General features: G+C 56.4%; 4 protein-coding genes. All 4 read left to right on the forward strand.

Annotated elements, in window-relative coordinates:
• Positions 1-93 precede the first annotated feature (93 nt).
• Positions 94-567, forward strand: coding sequence for a cupin domain-containing protein (locus GJJ30_RS26085; protein WP_154178102.1), 474 nt, complete (start codon positions 94-96; stop codon positions 565-567).
• A 553-nt stretch (positions 568-1,120) separates the two neighbouring features.
• Complete coding sequence (locus GJJ30_RS26090) at positions 1,121-8,905, forward strand: SpvB/TcaC N-terminal domain-containing protein (protein ID WP_154178103.1); 7,785 nt, start codon at positions 1,121-1,123, stop codon at positions 8,903-8,905.
• A 42-nt stretch (positions 8,906-8,947) separates the two neighbouring features.
• Positions 8,948-16,519: a neuraminidase-like domain-containing protein gene (locus tag GJJ30_RS26095; protein ID WP_154178104.1), complete on the forward strand. Its 7,572-nt coding sequence runs from the start codon at positions 8,948-8,950 to the stop codon at positions 16,517-16,519.
• Between the two features lie 27 nt (positions 16,520-16,546).
• Positions 16,547-20,284 (forward strand): Tc toxin subunit A-related protein, encoded by a 3,738-nt coding sequence (locus GJJ30_RS26100; RefSeq protein WP_154178105.1) that lies wholly within the window; start codon positions 16,547-16,549, stop codon positions 20,282-20,284.
• Positions 20,285-20,497 lie beyond the last annotated feature (213 nt).

Raw genomic sequence — 20,497 nt, forward strand, 5'->3', positions numbered from 1 at the left:
GTTGTTGGGCCGCGCCCGTTGTTGCTGCACTTTTGTCCCAGTAATGACACGAACGGAATTTTACCGGTTTTAAACAACACAACACGTAAACACATGCTGGCTGAACAAACATTAATCCAACCCCAGAATCTACGCGCTTACCAGGGCGGTTTTTTCCGCGTACAGGTTTCCCCGGAGCAAACCGATGGCGCTTTTGCCATGATCGAATTTAACCTGCCCCAAGGTAGCGAACCACCCCGTCATATTCACACGCGGGAAGACGAAACGTTTCACATTCTTGATGGAACGGTGCGGTTCGAAATCGGAAATACAGTGATCACGGCGGAAAAAGGACAAACCGTTTTTGCTCCCCGCCTGATTGAGCACCAGTTCAAAATCCAGACGGAGCAGGCGCGGATTCTGACGCTGATTACGCCTGGCGATTTTGCCAATTTCTTCTTGGAATCCAGCCAGCCCATTACCGAAGTTCCGGCCACGCTGGAAGCCCCCAAAGGTCCGCCACCAGCCGACGTCATCGCCCGGATCGTGGCCCGGCTGAGCGACCGCTACGCATCGTATCTGGCCTGAAACCCCTGCCTAAATCAAGGTCAAAAACCGCTGGTTCGAGAACCGGCGGTTTTTGTTTTTTACGGAAGTTTTCTAAAAGACTGTCTAAGATTTAGATTTCCTCTTTCTTCGGTCTGCCCCCAACCCCCTAAAGGGGGCTAAAACACCTGATTTTTTACCCCCCTTTAGGGGGTTGGGGGCAACGCGGAAAAGGAAAATTGTAAATTTTAGACAGTCTCTGAGAAAAATCAAATTCAGAACGGCCTTCGTGTTTCCCTCCATTTGCTTTTTTACGACTAATAAAAACGAGTCCAAGCGCGTCGTCAGATGCGTGTTGCATTTGACCATTCAGAACTTTTGAGCGAACGGCAATGAATGCAGTTCTTGATAGAAATGGCCTCCGATTGGCTGGAAAGGCCACTTTTTTATCGCTACGAATTCAGTTTTTGAGCTAGAAAACCGTGATTGCAGGCCGGAGCTACCTCCGGACGCGGCCGGTTTGAATGAGTTGAGGGAAATATTTTTACCTTTCAAATGAATTGAGTGCGGACAAACCTTTCAAGCGGACGGTCAAATGGAAAGCACAACTAAAAGCAAAGAAGGACTGTCGGTCCCGACCATTTCCTTGCCCAAAGGAGGGGGAGCGATTCACGGGATCGGCGAAAAATTTGCTGCCAACCCGGTCACCGGAACCGGATCCATCAGCGTTCCCCTCGCGGTCAGTCCCGGCCGATCCGGATTTGGCCCCCAGCTTTCGCTTTCCTACGATTCCGGTGCCGGCAATGGCCCCTTTGGCATGGGTTGGAACCTGGCGCTCCCGTCCATTACCCGAAAAACCGATAAAGGATTGCCCCGCTACGCCGACGCTGAGGAGTCGGATGTGTTCATGCTGGCGGGTGCGGAGGATCTGGTGCCGGTGCTGGGACCGGACGGCAAACGGCTGGTCGATGAGCGCATTCCCGGCTTTCGGATTGAGCGGTATCGCCCCCGCACCGAAGGGCTTTTTGCCCGCATCGAGCGCTGGATGAACCAAACCACCGGCGATGTTCACTGGCGATCGTTTTCCAAAGACAATGTCCTGACGGTTTACGGGCTGACTGAAAATTCCCGGATAACCGACCCCGCAGACCCCCAACACATTTTTAGCTGGCTCATCTGCGAAACGCGCGACGATAAAGGCAACGGCATTTTGTATGAGTATAAGCCGGAAGACGGCGCGCAACTTGACCTGACGCTGGCCCACGAAAGCAACCGGGGCAACCGGTCGGATAAACGCCGGAAAACCAACCGGTACGTCAAGCGAATCCGGTACGGAAACCGCGTCAGCCTGCTGGATGCAGACGCCAAACGCCCCCGTTTTCTGTCGCCCGCCCAGATTCAGAATGCCGGATGGCTGTTCGAAGCGGTTTTCGATTATGGCGAGCATGATGACGAAAAACCGCTGCCGACCGACTCCGGCGAATGGCTCTGCCGAACGGACCCATTCTCGACTTACCGCGCGGGCTTTGAAGTCCGGACCTACCGGTTGTGCCAGCGCGTCCTGATGTTTCACCATTTTCCAGAAGAGTCGGCCGAAACCGGGGCGAATTGCCTGGTGCGTTCGACGAATTTCCGGTACCAGACTACCGCCGAAAAGCCCGGTTCCGAACACCAAAACCGGTCGGTTTTTTCATTTATTTCCTCCATTACCCAGCTCAATTATAAACGGGCCGCCGAGGGTGGTTACCTCAAAAAATCGCTGCCACCGCTTGAGTTTTTCTACAGCCAGCCTGAAATTCAGGAAGATATCCGGGAGGTCGATGCCGAAAGCCTGGAAAATCTGCCGGACGGTCTGGATGGCGTCCAGTACCAGTGGGTCGATCTGGACGGTGAAGGATTGTCGGGTATTCTAACCGAACAGGCGGGCGGCTGGTTTTATAAACCGAATCTCGGCGACGGTCAGTTGGGGCCAATGGAAAGCGTGCTGGCGCGGCCGTCGCTGGCTTCTTTGTCGGGCGGTCGGCAGCAACTACTTGATCTGGCGGGCGATGGGCAGCTCGATCTGGCGGATTTTGGCGGGACAACGCCCGGTTTTTACGAACGGACCACCGACCAGAACTGGGAGCCTTTCCGGTCTTTTCCGTCCCTGCCCAACATTCCCTGGGGCCAGCCCAATCTGCGTTTTGTGGATTTGAACGGCGACGGACACGCCGATGTCCTCATTGCGGAAGATCAGGTTTTTACCTGGTATCCGTCGCGGGCTGAAGACGGTTTTGACTCCGCCCGGCGAACCAACCAGTCGCTGGATGAGGAGCTTGGCCCGCGTCTGGTATTTGCCGATGGCACCCAAAGCATCTACCTCGCCGATATGTGCGGGGACGGCCTGACGGACCTGGTGCGGATTCAGAACGGAGAAATTTGTTACTGGCCGAATCTGGGTTATGGCCGGTTTGGCGCGAAAGTGACGATGGATAATTCGCCCTGGTTCGATACGCCGGATCAGTTCAGCCAGCAACGCATCCGGCTGGCCGACATCGACGGTTCCGGCCAGAGCGACCTGATTTACCTGGGGCGGGATCACGTTTCGCTGTACTTCAATGAATCGGGCAACGGCTGGAGCGCCCCGCGCCGACTGAGCCAGTTTCCCCGCGTCGATAACCTTTCCGCCGTTACCACCTTCGATCTGCTCGGCAACGGTACGGCCTGTCTGGTCTGGTCTTCACCACTGTCGAACGATCAGCGACGTTCGATGCGCTACATCGACCTGATGGGCGGGCATAAACCGCACCTGCTGGTCAAAATCAGGAATAACCTGGGGGCGGAAACGACGATTGCCTATGCGCCGTCGACCAAATTTTATCGGAAAGATAAACAGGCGGGCAAACCGTGGATAACGCGCCTGCCGTTTCCGGTTCACTGCGTGGAGAAGGTGACGGTTTCGGATCAGTGGCGTCAGACGGCTTTCTCAACGACCTATTCCTACCACCACGGCTATTTTGACGGCGTTGAACGTGAATTCCGGGGGTTTGGCCGGGTCGAACAGCTTGATAGTGAGTCGTATGGGACTTTCGAGTCGGGCAATGCGGCCAGTCCGTACATCACGAACGACAAAACGCTGTATCAGCCTCCCGTCAAAACCGTCACCTGGTATCACACCGGCGCACCCGTCGACCGGCGCACCGTTTTAAACCAGTTTGCTTCCGAATATTTTCCGAAAAACTGGCGTGAAGCGCATCCGGGCGAGATTGATTGGGGCGGTTTTCAGGAAAACGAGTTGCCGGAGCCGGATTTGGTGGCCGGGAACCTCAGCGCCGAAGAATGGCGGCAGGCTTTGCGCGCCTGCAAGGGAATGTTGCTGCGGCAGGAAGTCTACGAACTCGATCTGGATACGCTGGTTCTGGGCGAGCACCGACCCACGAAGATTTTTACCACGGCATACCACAATTGCCACATCCGGCGTCTGCAAGCGCAGGGAGGAAACCGGCATGCGGTTTTTCTGGTGACCGAAAGTGAAGCCATCACCTACCAGTACGAGCTGAATCTGACCGGACCGGTTTTGCGGCCGGACCCGCGCATTGCGCATTCGCTCAACCTTCGCTACGATGATTACGGCAATGTACTGCAATCCATCGCCATCGCTTATCCGCGTTTGGGGCAGCATCAGGATGACTCGCTGAAGGCGGAAACGCTGACGCGCATCCGGAATGTGCAGCAGGAAACCCATTTATCCTACACGGAAAACCGGTATACGGACGATTACGATTCCAACGATCCCGATCACTATCGGTTGCGGCAGCCCTGCGAAATCCTGACTTACGAGCTGGGCGGGGTAAAACCCAAAACCGGTCTTTATTTCAGCCTGCAGGAATGGAAAGAATACCGGCTCAGCTTCGTGCATCAGGCTGAGAGTAAATTGATTAGTGAGTTGGATTATCACCAGTTGGTAACTGGGAACACCCCGCAGAAACGCTTGGTCGAGCACGTTCGGATGCTCTTTTTCAAAGACGATGCAGCGGTTTTAACGGCGCCCCTTGCGTTGGGGAAAATAGGTCGACTCGGGTTGCCGTACGAAACCTACACCCTCGCGCTGACCGATTCGCTGCTGGATGCGGTTTTCAGCACGGCCGACGGCAACAGGCTGGACCAACCGGCGGGGGAGGCCGCCACGGCCCGGATGCTGGTGCAGGACGCCCGGGTGAGCGGTTACCTCAGCGGGGCGGCTCTGGCCGGGCGGTTTGCCGGAACCGATACCTCGGGCCAGTATTGGATTCGCTCGGGAATGGCCGGTTTTGCCCCCGACGCGGCTCAGCATTTTTTCCTGCCGGAAAACTACGCCGACCCGTTCGGCAACATCACCACGCTGCAATACGATGGGAAGTACGACCTGTTTGTTCAGTCCAGCACCGACGCCCGGGGGAATACGACCCGCGTTACCAGGTTCGATTTTCGGGTGCTGGCACCGCTTGAAATTCAGGATATTAACAATAACTTTTCGGAAGTCTACTTTGATATTCTGGGTCTTCCGACGGCAGTAGCTCTCCGGGGCAAAGGCAATGAGGGCGACAATCTGACCGGTTTTACCGACGCGCTGGCCAACCCTTCGTCAGCCGACCTGGCCCGGTTTTTCGATCAATCCGATCTGGACGAAGCGCAGGCGCGTAGCTGGCTGGGCAATGCCACCGGTCGGCATTTGTATTACCTGGGCGAAACCGTCGAAACGCTTCCCGATGGCAATACCGTCGTTCGCTGGGGGCAGCATCCGGCCTGTTCCTGCGGTATTTTGCGGGAACGGCACCTCAGTCAGTTGGCGCCGGGTGCGCAAAGTCCGTTGCAGATTGCTTTCGAATATTCGGACGGAGCGGGGGCGGTGGTAGTAAAAAAAGTGCAGGCGGAACCCGAAACCGCCGGACAACCGCTCCGCTGGATTGCCACCGGCAAAACCATTTTCAACAACAAAAACAAGCCCGTCAAGCAGTACGAACCGTATTTCTGTCCGCCAGCGGTGGGCCACCGGTTTGAAGAGCCGCCCGAAGTCGGCGTTACGTCGATTATTTATTACGATTCGCTGGGCCGAACCGTGCGGACGGAAATGCCCGACGGCAGTTTGAGCCGGGTGGAATTTTCCCCCTGGCACAGCCGTATTTTCGACCGGAACGATACGGTAATGGAAGCCGGAAATGCCTGGCGAGCCCGTAAAACGGCCGCTACGGCCAGCCCGGAGGAAAAGCGGGCCGCGCAACTGGCCGCCGAACACGCCGATACGCCCGCACTGACCCTGTTCGATAGTTTGGGGCGGGAAGTGGTCAGCATTGCCCATAACCGCGTCCGAAATGCCGCCGGAGGGCTCGATGATGAGAAATACGTGACCTTCACCAAACTGGATGCCGAAGGAAAACCGCTCTGGATTCGCGACGCCCGTAACAACCTCGTGATGCAATACCTGGCCCCGGCGGTTCCGGCCAACCAGGTGGCTGACCCCGTTGCCGGTTTTGTGCCTTGTTACGACGTCGCCGGAAATCTGCTGTTTCAGCACAGCATGGATGGCGGTGACCGCTGGACGTTGAACAACGCTGCGGGAAAAACCATGCTAAGCTGGGATTTGAACGAGCGGCAGGACGAAGCCGGTGCGGGACAGATTGAAAACCGGGCATTCTTCACGCGCTATGACTCGCTGCTCCGGCCGGTGGAACTGTGGCTCACTATCAATAACGAGTCGCCCCAACTCATTGATCAGTCGGTTTTTATCGATACGCTGGACAATCCGAACCTGGCTGATGCGCAGGCGCGTAATCTGTGCGGACAATTGTACCAGCACCGGGACGGAAGCGGGCTGAAACAGGTGGATCGGCTGGATTTTAAAGGGAACCCGCTGGAGTTGCGCCGTCAGTTGGCCGCGGCCGTCAAAGCGCCGGTTGTCGACTGGAAAGCGGGGTCCGCGACGGCGGTTCTCGAAACCGAAACGTTTGTCAAAATGACGGAATACGATGCGCTCAACCGGATGACCCGGCTTTTCAATTGGCACCGCCTGGAGCCCAATAGCCGCTTGGCCGTGTATGAGCCTGCCTACAATCCGCGCGGTTTACTGGTCCGGGAAGAGCTCGTCATTCGGGCGACAAAAACCGCCGAGGGCTACACCGAAGGGCCGGGTGCGCAGCGGACGACGCCGATCCGGCTGCTTCAATACGACGCCAAGGGGCAGAAACAACGACTGGAAACGGGCAATCGGGCGGTTACGCGCTACCAGTACGACCCGGAAACTTTCCGCCTGCTGCAACTCCGAACGACGCGACCCGGTTTTGATCCGGTTTTTCCGAATCAGCCCAATGGCCTGAAGGACGCGAATGTTCTGCAAAACCTGCTCTACACCTACGATCCGGTGGGCAACGTCACCGAAATTCGCGATGACGCCTACGAACCGGCGTTCTTCAAAAACCAGCTTGTCGAAGCGGTTAGCCAGTATACCTACGATGCGCTGTACCAATTGGTGATGGCGACCGGGCGGGAAAACGGCACCGCCGGAGTAACGGAACAGTTTGACGAATCGCCGGTCGGACTGGCCTTTCCCGTGGTCGCGCCCGACGCCCTGCGTTCGTATACGGAGGAATACCGCTACGATTCCGTCGGTAACATCGGGCGGGTGCGGCACGTGGCGGGTGTCGCGGAAGGCTGGACGCGCACGTACGATTACGACCCGGCCAGCAATCGCTTAAGCACCTCGCTGGTCGGCAACAATGCCGCCAACACGGTTTCGTATCGCTACGATTCGCACGGTAATCTGCTCAATCTGAGCAGGAACGCTCCGGCGCAGTCCGTCCGCTGGAATCACCGGGACATGATCGCTTTTCTGGATCTGGAAGGCGGTGGCCGGGCTTATTACACCTATGACTCGGACAAACAACGTACCCGCAAGCGGCTGGAACGGCAGGGCGGCATGGTGGAAGAACGCATTGATCTGGGCGGGCTGGAAATCTACCGCAAAACGCGGAATGGAACGCTGGTGGAGGAAATTGAAAGCAACCACCTGATGGAAGGAAGTCAGCGGATTTTGCTCGTAGACGACGTGCTGACGACCGACAATGCCAATCTCGGAACCGGTCCGTTGTACCGCTATCAGGCGGCTAATCACCTGAGTTCGGCGGTTTTGGAACTGGATGATCAGGCGCAGATCATTTCCTACGAAGAATATTATCCCTTTGGCAGCACGGCTTACCAGGCCCGGCGAAACCGGACCGAAACGCCCAAACGCTACCGGTTTACCGGCAAGGAACGGGATGAAGAAAGCGGGTTGTATTACCACGGCGCCCGGTATTACACGCCCTGGCTGGGCCGGTGGACAAGCTGCGACCCGATTGGGACGGCGGATGGATTGAATGTTTACTGGTATGTCGGCAATAATCCGATCAAACTGATCGATCCGACGGGCAAACAGGCACGGCCCCGGGTTGATCTGCTCGATTCGCGCACCTCGGAGGAAAAAATGCGGGATAAAGTGGGCGATAGTTTTCGGGCGCAGATGAAAAACCGCACCTCGCTGAGCGACTATAAACCGCCGGATAAAAAACCGGACCTGAATCTGTTCGATCCCAGCGCATTACGCAGCCGACCGAAGGTGGTTGATCCCCGTTGTTTGCCGTTGTCTTCGTCGGGAAAACCGCTGCCCGGTGACTTGCCGGAAGCTCCTCCTGCGCCGGAAGACCCCAGCTTTTCCCTGCCTAAACTGTCTACCGAGTTTGGCAGTGTGGAAAACAAGGGAACCCTGGACCTGACCGATCCGTCCATCTCGCTCAAACGGATGGAAGGCAAGACCAACACCACTTACAAGCTGGGAACAGACGTGTCGTTAGAAACGAACCGGGGCGACGTATCCTTCAAACTGACCTGGGATTTTGACGCCAAATTGAGCGCCGAAGCCAAAGTTCGGCTAGGGGGCGGAAACCAGTTCTCGGTAAGCGGTGATACGACGGGGGAATTTCACCTCAAGTTGTCGCACGGAACTCCGAAAGATTTGCCGTCTGACCAGGACGTTACGGATGGCGTCGATCAAATCAGCAAGGCGGGCGATGCCCTCGGGAAGTACAGCAACAATTTTGTAAAAAACGCCCCGGATATGGTGGGTGATAAAACCGTTACGGACGCGCTCAAAGGCGTGAAAAGTTTGTCGAAACTGGCACCGAAGGACGATAAGCCGGAAGGGGGAGAGGGCACGGAAGTGAAGCCGAAACCGGATGAAAAACCGTTGGCCGACGAACCCAAAACCGCCAAACCGCTGCAGCCCGCCTGGTCCATTGACTTTTTTGGAAAACCGTACACCATCAAGGATTTTATGGGCGGAGAGATCAAAGGATACCAGTTGGGCGTTGGCCTGGGTCACTCGTTCTGATAGAATACCCAAATCCCTAACCAATATTACTGAATTGAGATCATGAATAAAATCGTCTTTCCGCTTGAACCGGGCAGCCGGAGCGCTTCGGTCAGCTTTCTGCAGGATGCGCTGCTTCTTTTCCTCGACAGAGGTTTCATTCTTCCGGATGATGCGGGCGCCCGGCGCGAACTGGCCGCCGGGATCACGGAGGAGCGACAGTCGCAGACCTACGGCGATGCGACGGCCAAAGCGGTTTCCCTTTTTCAACGGCAGAATCAATTCGAGCGCAGCGGCCGGATCGATGAGCAAACCGCCCTGGCTATCAACAACCTGTTACGCCAGTTGGGTATGCTGGATGAGGGGAATGGGAGCTTGCTGGAGGTGGTGCGAACGCTGGAGTTGCAGGGCCAGACGCTGAGCGCCATCAGCCTGGATACGCACCACCTGGAAACGATCGACTCGAAAATTGGCAAGCTCGGGCCGGTGACGCCGGTTTCCCTCCACATGCGGGGTGAACCGGTAAAAGCCCTGCACGATCAGCTGACGAGCCTCGGTCTGAGCCTGCCGCAGAACGAAACTGCCGATGCGGTTTTTGGTGTGGGAACGCGCGACTTGTTGTTGCAGGTACAGGCCAAGTATAATTTGTCCCGGACGGGAATTCTGGACGAAGCGACACGCAACGCCCTCGACATTGCGGTCGGGAATGCCAATCGCCCCGGCCGGATTGAAGGGCGGATTCTGATGGAGAACGGATTACCAGCGGCCAACGTGAAGCTCCGTTTCGTCAACAAGGGTTTCGCCGATCAGGAAGAGGGCCTGGGCGCTGCCGAAACCGACGCGCTGGGGTTTTATTCGTTTGAATATCCGGTAACCGGCGTCGCGGTCAATGCCGAAGTGCGCGCGCTGGATGGCAATGGGAGCGAGGTGCGGTTATCGACTCCCAAGGTGAAAATCGACCGAACGGCGGTTATCAATCTGGTGGCACCCGCAGCCATTCAGACGCAGGCCACGGAGTTTAAATTGCTGGGGAATGACCTGGCAAAAGTCGTGGGCGACGATTTGGGAAAACTGGCACTGGCCCGAGAAAACGACGATCGCCCGGATGTGTCGCTGCTGCACCAGTCCAGCGACTGGGACGCCCGGCTGATTGTGGCGGCTGCGCAGTCGGCGAAAGCGAACGCGGTGAGCGGAATTGCACACGACGCGCTGTATGGCGTCATCCGGGCCGGTTTGCCCGACGATCCTGAAGCACTGGCACAGGTCAGCCCGGCGGCCTTTGAAACCGCCCTGACGCGCGCCAACGAAGTTGGCGTTATTGCCCTCGATGCGGATCAGCTAACTGCGGCCAAAACCGGTTTTGAAACCTTTGCGCTCAACACCCGGCGTCAGACCGTCGTGCCGGGCGCGTTGTCGAGTGTGGGGGACCTGCTGGACAAAGCCCGGATCGGGGACGATCTCAAACCGGCTTTCGAAAAACTGGTGCTGATGCACGAGGGCGACGACGCCAGTCTGTGGTCGGCAGCCAGGGCGCAGGGCATTCCGGAGGGCGACATTTCCAGTCTGCAAGTACAGGGTAAACTGGCGTATCTGACCCTGAACAACGCCCCCCTGACCGAATCCCTGCAAGCGGAAATCCCTTCGCCCGAACAATTGGAGACACTGGTGGAGAAGGACTTATACCGAAAAGAAGAGTGGGTAAACCGCCTGAACGCCCTGGCAACCGACGAGGGCGTGGTTAATCCCGACAAGCTGGCCAAACTGATTCCGTCGGCCTACGCACAACCGGTTTTAACAGATCGGCTGGATGCTTATTCCGAGCAACTGGCGAAACAGGTGCGGCAGAGTTTCCCGACGCAGGTGGTGAGCCGGATGCTGCAAAACGACGAGTTGAAGATGGGCGGTCAGCACGCCGAATTGAAGGAGCCCGTTCAGAATTTTCTGAAAACCGCCGTCGGCAAAGGCTTCCAGCTCGGGCGCACGCCGGTCGATCAATTCCTGAAGCAAAATGGCGAAACCGTGTTTGAAGGCGTGTCGGAAGCCGATAAACTAAAGGCCGAGCAGGGCGCCAAACTGCTGACGCGGGCGTACCAGATGACGCCGAACGACGAAGCCATGACGACCCTGCTGGATTTGGGATTTACCTCCGCCCGGCAGGTGGTGGCCATAGCCCGCAACGAATTTGTGGAGCGGTATTGGGAGCGGTTTGGCTCGCGCAAAACCACCGAAACCGTGTACGACAAGAGCGTGCAGATTTCGTCGGTTTCGTTCAATATCTACACCCTGGCTAAAAAAGTCGAAACCACTCCGCCCCTCCTGGCCATTTCGGGCTCGGCCGACCGGCATCAGCAATCGAAAGAAAACCTGAAAGCGGTACTGAAAGAATACCCAACGATGGAGTCGCTGTTTGGGACACTGGATTTCTGCGAGTGTGAACAATGCCGCTCCGTACTTAGTCCGGCGGCTTATCTGGTTGATTTGCTGCGTTTTATTGATCCGTCCAACGCCGATTGGGAGCACACTCTGGCGGATTGGAAAGAAAAGCACAACAAAAAGGCGTATGACGGCCCGGACTACAAGTTTCTGAAACCGTACGATGCGCTGGTCGCGCGTCGGCCGGATTTGCCACATCTGGCGCTAACCTGCGAAAATACGAATACTGCCCTGCCGTACATCGACCTCGTTAACGAGATTCTGGAGTATTACGTGGCTCACCAATCCCTGGATGAAAAAGCGGCTTACGATACCGGCGATGCCACTTCGGCGGAACTGATGGCGGAGCCGCACAACTTGATTCCGCAGGCGTATGATACCCTGAAAACCGCCCGCTACCCGCTGAATCTGCCCTTCGATTTGTGGCTGGAAACCGTGCGCCGGTTTTGTGATTATTTTGAAACCCCGTTCTGGCAACTGCTGGATGTTTTTCGGCCGAGTAATGAGCTGTTTGCTCCGGCCGTCGATCCGAAAGCCTATTATCGGTCTCAGATTTTTGCGGAATACCTGCACCTTTCCGCCGACGAATACGCCATTTTTACGGCTCCCGATCTGACCGACTGGCAGAAATTATACGGTTATGAAGCGGGTGAGGAAGCGTTGGCGCTGGCGGAACTGAAGTCGGCCAAAACCCTTTCCCGGAAACTCGGGCTCAGTTATAAAGAGCTGACAGAATTGATTAAAACGTCGTTCATCAATCCGAAACTGGACGAGCTGGTTACGCTCCGAAAGCTCAAACTGGAAGTGAACGAGGTGTTTCGGTACAAGAAAAAAGTGGGTTACAAACCGCTTACGGATGAGGAAGTTGACGAACTGAAAAGCCGGCTGGCGCAACTGACCGAAGCGTTCAAGCCGGATTTCGATGCAGAACAATGGCTCACGGACGCCTGGGATCAAAACCGGTTCGACAGAATTCTGGTGCTGCGCGACCCCGATGCGTCCGGTTCCAGTTTCGAGGAAACCACCGTGTGTTACGTGGATGCGGTCGAAGCCGATCTGGCTCCCATTGAGTTCGTAAAAATCAATTTATTTGTTCGTCTGTGGAAGCGACTGGGCTGGACCATAGAGGAAACCGACCGCGCCCTGACGGCTTTTCTGCCGGAAAATGGGGCGCTCACGGACACAACGCTGGGCAAAGCCATGCAGACCGCGCTGGTGTATCTGGCCCATCTGGAAGAACTGAACGGACTCGTTAGTCTGGGCAAAAACAGCCGGATTAAACTGCTGACGCTCTGGCGAAATCTGCCGACTCAGGGAAAAAATTCGCTGTACGCGCAGACTTTCCTGACCCGCACTATCCTGAAAGAAGATGCGGTTTTTGACGATCCGCTGGGCCAGTACCTCAGCAAACCGGGTGTTCCGCTGCGGGATCATTTGCCCGCTCTGCAAGCCGCCCTCACGCTGACCGCTAACGAAATTTCCCGGATTCTGGCGGATGGCAATACCGGTGACGAAAGCGGTGTCGATAAGGCTACTTTGACGCTGGCCAATGTTTCGCTGCTGTATCGGTATGGTTTGCTGGCGAAAGGGTTGAAACTCACGATCAGCGAGTTAATTGGCCTGAAAACCCTGAGCGGTCTGGACCCTTTCCGCCCGTTGATTCCCACGGAACTGACGGACGTAAAAGACGATTTTCCGCTTCAGCACACGCTGCCCTTCGTACGGGTCGCACAACAGCTGAAAACCAGCAATTTTACCATCAGCGACCTCGAGTATCTGTTCCGACACCGGTTTGATGCCCTCGGGCCGTATCAGGTCAGCGAAAGTGACCAACTGGCCTGGATTCGGCCATTAGCCACCGATCTGGCGGGTGTGGAAACCGATTATGCCGTTCCGACCGATGCGGACAGTGTGACCGATGACGCGCTGCGGCAGAAAATGGCCCTCGTCTTTGCCCCTGATGTGGTGGAGCGGTTTATGGTTTTCTGGCAGAATACCTTTCCCTACAGCGCAACGCAGGAAGGTGTGCTACCCAAAAACCGCCTGTCGGCCGCGATTTACGGAAAAAATGGCGTGAGCGTTTCCTACGACGAAGCCCGTCAGGTGCAGCAGGTGGTGCACGTGGGCGTGCTGACCGAAACCGGCATGGCTGCATTGCTGGCGCAAATTCCGGAACCCGCACCTGAGCAGGTCGAAGCGGTGGCCGCGCGGCAGCTTTTTTCGGCGCTTCTTCAGGAAATTAAGGACAAATCCGATCAGCTTTTCGGAGCGTTTTTTGACAACTATTTCGACGGCTTCCTGAAATTCGGCGATTTTGCCGGGGCGGCAACGGCGGGCAAACGGCTGCAATTACTCGGAAAAATTCTGCCCTTTCTGCGAAACCGGCTGATCCGCCAGACCGTTTTGCGGGCGATGGCTGCCCAAACCGGTGGCGATCCAACCCTGATCGAAACCCTCCTGACCAACAGCGGTTTTCTGTCCATTCCCGAAGCCGCTGACGAACCGCTGCTGACGCATTTGGGGGCTTTAGGCAAGCGCGGCCTAACTGCCGAACTCTTTGAGTCGGCCGATCTGAGCGGTGTTCCGAAAAGTAAAACGCGGGTTTCGAAGGTGGAAATAAAAGATGCGGACAACCTCAACAGCGCTCGCTGGCGGGGCTTTCTGGAAGTTCCGCAAAGTGGTGCCTACCGTTTTTACGCCCTGCTGGGCAAGAAAGATGCTACAGTTTCCCTACGTTTCGACGGCATACCAAAGCCCGTTCTGGACGCAACGGCCAGTAAGGAAAAGGACGAATGGAGCGGTTTTGTAGAACTGTCGGCGGGTACGGTTTATGCCTTTACCTGGGTAGCGGGAAATTTGCAAAACGGATCATTTTCGTTGCGGGTCAAAGGCGAAACAACGCCCAAAACCGAGCTGGATTCCAGCCCGTTGCTGTGGCTGCCCCAAACCGAAATCAGCCGGGCAACGGATGCGTATACCTTGCTGGCGAAAGCCCTCAGACTGACACAGGGACTTGGATTAAGCGAACGGGATGTGCGTCACATTCTGGCAAATCCGGCCGATTTTGGACAGGTAAACTGGCGGTTGTTACCGACAAAAACCGTCGATATCAACCAAGAGGATGCTGTTAAATCCGTTATTTCCCTGTTTACCAGTTGGTTGCAATTGCTGGGGTATTCCGCGTTCCGGCGCGATGTGGGGGGAGACGAGCTCATTACGCTGTTTGAAAACGCCCGCTTGAAAACGGAGACGGTCGAAGAACTGCACAATCGCATCGCATCGCTGACCAGGCGGACTCCCGAACTGGTGCATGAAGTGGCGAATGAGTTGCAACTGACGGAATTTGAAAAACTGGCCGACGAAGCCCAGATGGAACGCCTTTGGCAGGCCCTCCAGATTGTCGAGAAGTTTGGGGTGTCGATGAAGGCGCTCAAAACCTGGCTCACCGTTCGGCCGGATGCGGCCGTAGCGGCCAACGTGCGCAACGCCGTCAAAGCGCGTTTCGAACCGGAAACCTGGCAGCGCATCGCCAAAGCCATTTTCGATCCGCTGCGGCAGGCCAAACGCGATGCGCTGGTGGCTTATATCCGGCAGCTCAACAAAGAACTCGTCAGCGTTGACAAGTTGTTCGAATACTTCCTGATCGACCCCGGCACCGAACCGGTGGTGCAGACTTCCCGCTTGCGGCTGGCCATTTCGTCTCTGCAAACGTTTATTCAGCGGTGTTTTCTCAACCTCGAACCTCGCGTCCATCCGTCGGTTCTGAACGCCCGGCACTGGGCCTGGATGAAGCGGTACCGGGTGTGGGAAGCCAACCGCAAAATTTTTCTTTACCCGGAAAACTGGCTGGAACCGGAATGGCGCGACGACAAAACCCATCTCTATAAAGAGCTGGAAGGCAGTCTGTTGCAGGGCGATGTAACCAACCAGTTGGCCGAAGACGCCTTGTACGTGTACCTGAAAAAACTGGACCAGCTGGCACGGCTGGAGATCGTAACGATGTACACCGAGGAACAGCCGTTTGGTCCGCCCACCCTGCACGTTATCGGCCGGACGTATGCGACTCCGCGCCAGTATTTCTACCGTCGGTATGCCTATCAGATGTGGACGGCCTGGGAACCGGTGAACACCGAAATTGAAGGGGATCACATCGTGGCCGTCATGTGGCGCGAACGGCTGCATTTGTTCTGGCTGACCTACATCGAAAAAATGCAGGAATCGGCGGGGGGCGCCAAAACGGATGCGAAGGGAAGCCTGGGAGGCATGGCTTTAAACGATCTGGTGGCGGCTACCGTTGCCACGGCGCAGTCGGCGGGTACGCGCTGCCTGGATTTTCAACTCAACTGGTCGGAATATTTTCAGGGCGAGTGGACCGTGCGGGAGTCGGGCGGTTTTGGTAACCTGGTGTATTATACGCCACCGTTTAATCCCAGCCAGTTGTTTGTTACGGTGTCAACGTTTCCGGATGCCGACGGTGGAACCGATGGTCGGATTCAACTTGTCCTGCACGGCATTAATTCGTACCCGCCGACTTTTAACGTGGTCAGTAAGAACAGTCGGCCGCAAAAATCGGAAACAATGGCGGCCCCGCCCCGGTCGGTGTATTCGAATCAGTCGCGGTTTTTCAATACGTTTAAGGGCACGGGGCCGCTGTCGGTCACGTTTGTGCAACAGGTGGTGACGACGGATGGAAACCGGGTGGCATCTCAACCGGCCCCGCAAACCATTTTGTCAAAAACCGGTGGTCCGTATGTGGTTCTGCCGGGCAGTAACCAGATGAAGCTGCCGAATGCCGAGTTTGCTCCGCTCATCAGCCCCGTGTTTTACGCCGACGATCTCTATACTTTTTTCGTTGAACCGTCGCTGACGGAAACCACCGTGGATAAATGGGAAGGCTATACCATCACCCGACCGTCTCAGAAATCAAAGTGGGCGGATTATGTGCTGAACCCGCCCGCCCTTAGCCCAACGATTCCGCCCAAATACCAGCAGGAAGCCCTGCGCCTGCCCGACGCTTCGCCCCATTTCGACGTTGTTGATTCGGGCGCGTTGCATCAGCTTAAACCGAACGTGGACGCCCTAACCCAGCCGGATGTCGCGGTGAAGTTTGGCGACGCGCTGATCGGGCGTTCGGGGGCCATTCGCGACCTTTCGGCGGCTCAACTCATCAGGAATTCGGGTATAAATAATTTAAATCTTTAAAGGAGGAACAAACCGATGACGCAATTTATGAATGCCTCGACCGTCTTTCATGGCTCACTGGATGCCTCCCTGACGAAGTATCTGGACAATTGGGAGAAAAGCGTGGAAACCATCACGGGCGAGCGGCACATCGTGACGCAGACCCGCACCGTCCGGTACCGGTTTTATTCACACTTTCATCCATACGTGCGCGAGCTGGGCAAACGACTGATCGAGAAGTCGGTGTCGGGCCTGCAGGCTGCTGATACGGAGTATGTTCAGAACACCGACGGAACGTTCCTGACCCTGCCCTTTAGTTTTCGCCTGGCGCTTCCGGCGGGGCTGGCGCTGAACCTGCCCAAACCCGGAGAACCCGGCAAATTTGAAGCCATTACGCTGCCCGATGTCATCACAGTTACCTTGCCCGAAACGGTCAAAATCAAATTGGCGGACGGGAATGAAGCTACGTTGCCCGGCAACGTCATCGCTCAGGGGACTGACCGGGGCACCCGCGTGGTGCAGACCGATGGAAAAACCGCTGATCTTCCGCTTGAAACCGTGGTTTCGCTGGCCGATGTGCTGACCGTGACGCTACCCGAAGCCGTGATTATTACGGGAGAAGACGGGATGCTGCGACGGCTGACGGAATCCGCGATCGTGGATGTACCAGCAGGAACCAACGTCCAGTTGCTGGGCGGGAAGCCCCAGCCCACGCTGTTCCGGGATTTTTTCAAAGACCGCTACGGGCCAACCGATCTGGTGCAGCGGCCCTATCCGGTCCGCGACCTCGACTTTAGTTCCAGCGGGGCGTATGCCGTTTACAACTGGGAATTGTTTTACCACATTCCGCTCGCCATTGCGGTCAACCTGAGCAAAAATCAGCGTTACGAAGAGGCTCAGCGCTGGTTTCACTTCATATTCGATCCTACCGACAGCAGCGACGGTCCGACGCCGGAGCGATTCTGGAAGGTGAAACCTTTTCAGTTTACGGAAGTCAGGCAGATCGAAGATATTCTGATCAACCTGTCATCCGGGGCCGATTCGCAGTTGAAACAGGATACTGTCAACAGCATCGGTGCCTGGAAAGATGCGCCTTTTCGGCCGCACCTGGTGGCGCGGTATCGCCAGACGGCGTATATGTTCAAGGCGGTGATGGCGTACCTGGACAATCTGATTGCCTGGGGCGACGACCTGTTCCGGCAGGATACCGGCGAAGCCATCAACGAAGCCACGCAGATTTACGTGCTGGCCTCCCTGCTTTTGGGCGAGCGACCCCAGGCTGTGCCCCAGAAAGGCACCATCGCACCCCTGACCTACGCCAGCAAACGCGGAAAATGGGACGAGTTTGACAATACGCTGGAGAAAATCGAAAGCGAGATACCGTTCGATTTAACCCCTTTTCCAACCTCCGGCGGGGCGGACGCGCAGTTTGCCACCTTGCGGAGCATCAGCACCGCGCTGTATTTCTGCGTGCCGCGCAACGACAAGCTGATGAGTTATTGGGACACGGTGGCCGATCGGTTATTCAAAATCCGCAACAGCCTGAATCTGCAGGGGATTTTCCGGCAACTTCCCTTGTTCGAGCCACCGATCGATCCGGCTTTGCTGGCACGGGCTACGGCGGCCGGGCTGGACGTTGGGACGGTTATTGCGGGCATTAACCAGCCGCTGTCGCTGGTGCGGTTTCAGTTGCTGGCACAAAAAGCCGGTGAAATTTGCCAGGAAGTCAAATCGCTGGGCAATAACTTACTTTCGGCCATTGAAAAAGAAGACAATGAGGCTCTGGCTATTCTGCGCGCCCGGCACGAAAAAGCGATACTCGATCTGACCGAAACCGTTAAATACGCGCAGTGGCAGGAGACGATTAAAAACCGGGAAGGGCTGGAAACCTCGCTCGCCAACGCGGTGCAGCGGTATGTTTACTACGAACGCCAGCTTGGCAAACAGGAAAGTGACATTACGATCCCGGAACTGGAGGGACTGGATGCCGAAAGTCTGGCAAAATTCAAGTTTAAAGCCGCTGAACCCGGCCTGGAGCGCCGACCCGTCGCGATCGATATTGCGCAGGATCTGGGCAGTTCAGGCGGGAAAATGGTCAGCAGCCACGAAGCCGAGGAGTTGGAAAAATCGGGTCTGGCGCGCGACATTCAGGACGTGATTAAAGCTCTCAATCTGGCGGCTCAGGGCACCAGCCTGATTCCGGATTTTGGCATAAAACTTCATTTCTGGGGGCTGGGGGGCGATATGACCCTGGGCGGCACCAAAATTTCAGCGATGTCGAAATACGCGGCCGAGGTGGCGCTGGCCTACGCCGACCGGTTGAGCTACGAAGCCGGAAGGGCGGCCAAAATCGGCTCGTATGCCCGGCGTGAACAGGAATGGGCGTTTCAGAGCGGCACCATTGCGGGCGAAATCAACCAGATTTTCAAACAACTCCGGGCTGCGCAAATCCGGGAGAGCATCGCGGAACGGGAATGGCGGAACCACCAGAAGCAGATGCAGCATGCCGCCGAAATTGAAGATTTCCTGACCAACGAAAAGGTCGGCAAAAAAACCAATCAGGCGTTTTATGCCTGGCTGAAACGCGAAGTGCGGGGCATTTACGGCACGGTTTTTCAGTTTGCGTACGAAGTGGCGAAAAAAGCCGAACGCGCCTTACAGCATGAACTGGGCAAACCCGATCTGACTTTCCTGCAATATGGGTACATGGCCGGTAAAGAGGGTCTATTGGCGGGCGAGAAGCTTTATCTGGACATCAAACGCATGGAAATGGCGTACCTGGAGCTCAACCAGCGGGAGTATGAACTCACCAAAAATGTGAGTCTTTTGCAGATTGATCCCACGGCGCTGTTGCAGTTGCGCACCACGGGTCGGTGTACGATTTCCCTGCCAGAGGAACTGTTTGATATGGACGGTCCCGGTCACTATTTCCGGCGCATCAAAACCGTGGCGCTGAGCATTCCCTGCGTCATCGGTCCGTACGCCAGTGTCAATTGCACCCTCACCTTGCTGAAAAGCAGCATCCGCCGGTCGGCTTTGTTACGCGACGGCAATTACGCCCGCGAAAACGCGGAGGACGAGCGGTTTAGCGATTACTTTGGCAGTATGCAGTCCATTGTCACCAGTACGGCGCAGAATGACAGCGGGTTGTTCGAAACGAACCTCCGCGACGAGCGGTATTTGCCCTTCGAAAACGCCGGAGCGGTCAGCGAATGGCAACTGGCTTTGCCCGCCGATCCCAGCCGGAACGATCCGGCGCAATTCGACTACGACACCATCAGCGACGTTATTTTGCACCTGAAATATACGGCCCGCGAAGCCGGTGATCAACTGCGGAACAAAGCCCTGGCCAATCTGAAATCGCGGATCGATGATTCGACGGCCGCCGGAACAGTGCGGTTATTTTCCGTTCGGCACGAGTTCCCGACGGAATGGGCCAAAGCCCGGGGGACATTGAATAGTGGCGCAACGGTGGCGGAACTGAAGCTGACGTTCCAGCCCCAGCACTACCCGTTCTGGAGCCAGGCGCATCTGCAAAGCGTCAAGCGGATTGACGCTTACGCCAAAGTCGGCAGTGGCGTAAATGGCGTGGATCTGTTCGGGAAACTCAGCCTCGACGGTCAGCCCGACAACAATGCGAAATACCCGCTGGCGGCTAAGCAGGGCAACCTCCGGTTTGGAGTCATTGACCCGGCAGCGCTCCCGACACCAACCTCGGAACTGAAACTGTATCTCACCCAGAAAACCATCGACGACCTGTTGCTGCTTGTGAGCTGGGGCAAATAGGGAACCATGAGGCTGCTCATGTAATTGGCGAAGCGGGTAGCCACTTCCAGCAGCTTTGTTTTGCCGGTCGCACTGTAATAATAATGCACCCTGGCATCGACGGACGATCATTCCGGCATTGTAAAGTCGTGCTGCCAGCATAAAAAACGCTATTGTCGCCCCAGCGGCCGAACTCCTGACGTCCCGGGTGCACCATTGAAAACCGGAGCAATT

It is taken from the genome of Larkinella terrae, assembly GCF_009668025.1.
GTDB classification, from domain to species: Bacteria; Bacteroidota; Bacteroidia; order Cytophagales; family Spirosomataceae; genus Larkinella; species Larkinella terrae.

Bases quoted from the DNA above. Each gene is read 5' to 3' on its own strand.
- GJJ30_RS26085 (WP_154178102.1), top strand. From the start codon at position 94: ATGCTGGCTGAACAAACATTAATCCAACCCCAGAATCTACGCGCTTAC.
- GJJ30_RS26090 (WP_154178103.1), top strand. From the start codon at position 1,121: ATGGAAAGCACAACTAAAAGCAAAGAAGGACTGTCGGTCCCGACCATT.
- GJJ30_RS26095 (WP_154178104.1), top strand. From the start codon at position 8,948: ATGAATAAAATCGTCTTTCCGCTTGAACCGGGCAGCCGGAGCGCTTCG.
- GJJ30_RS26100 (WP_154178105.1), top strand. From the start codon at position 16,547: ATGAATGCCTCGACCGTCTTTCATGGCTCACTGGATGCCTCCCTGACG.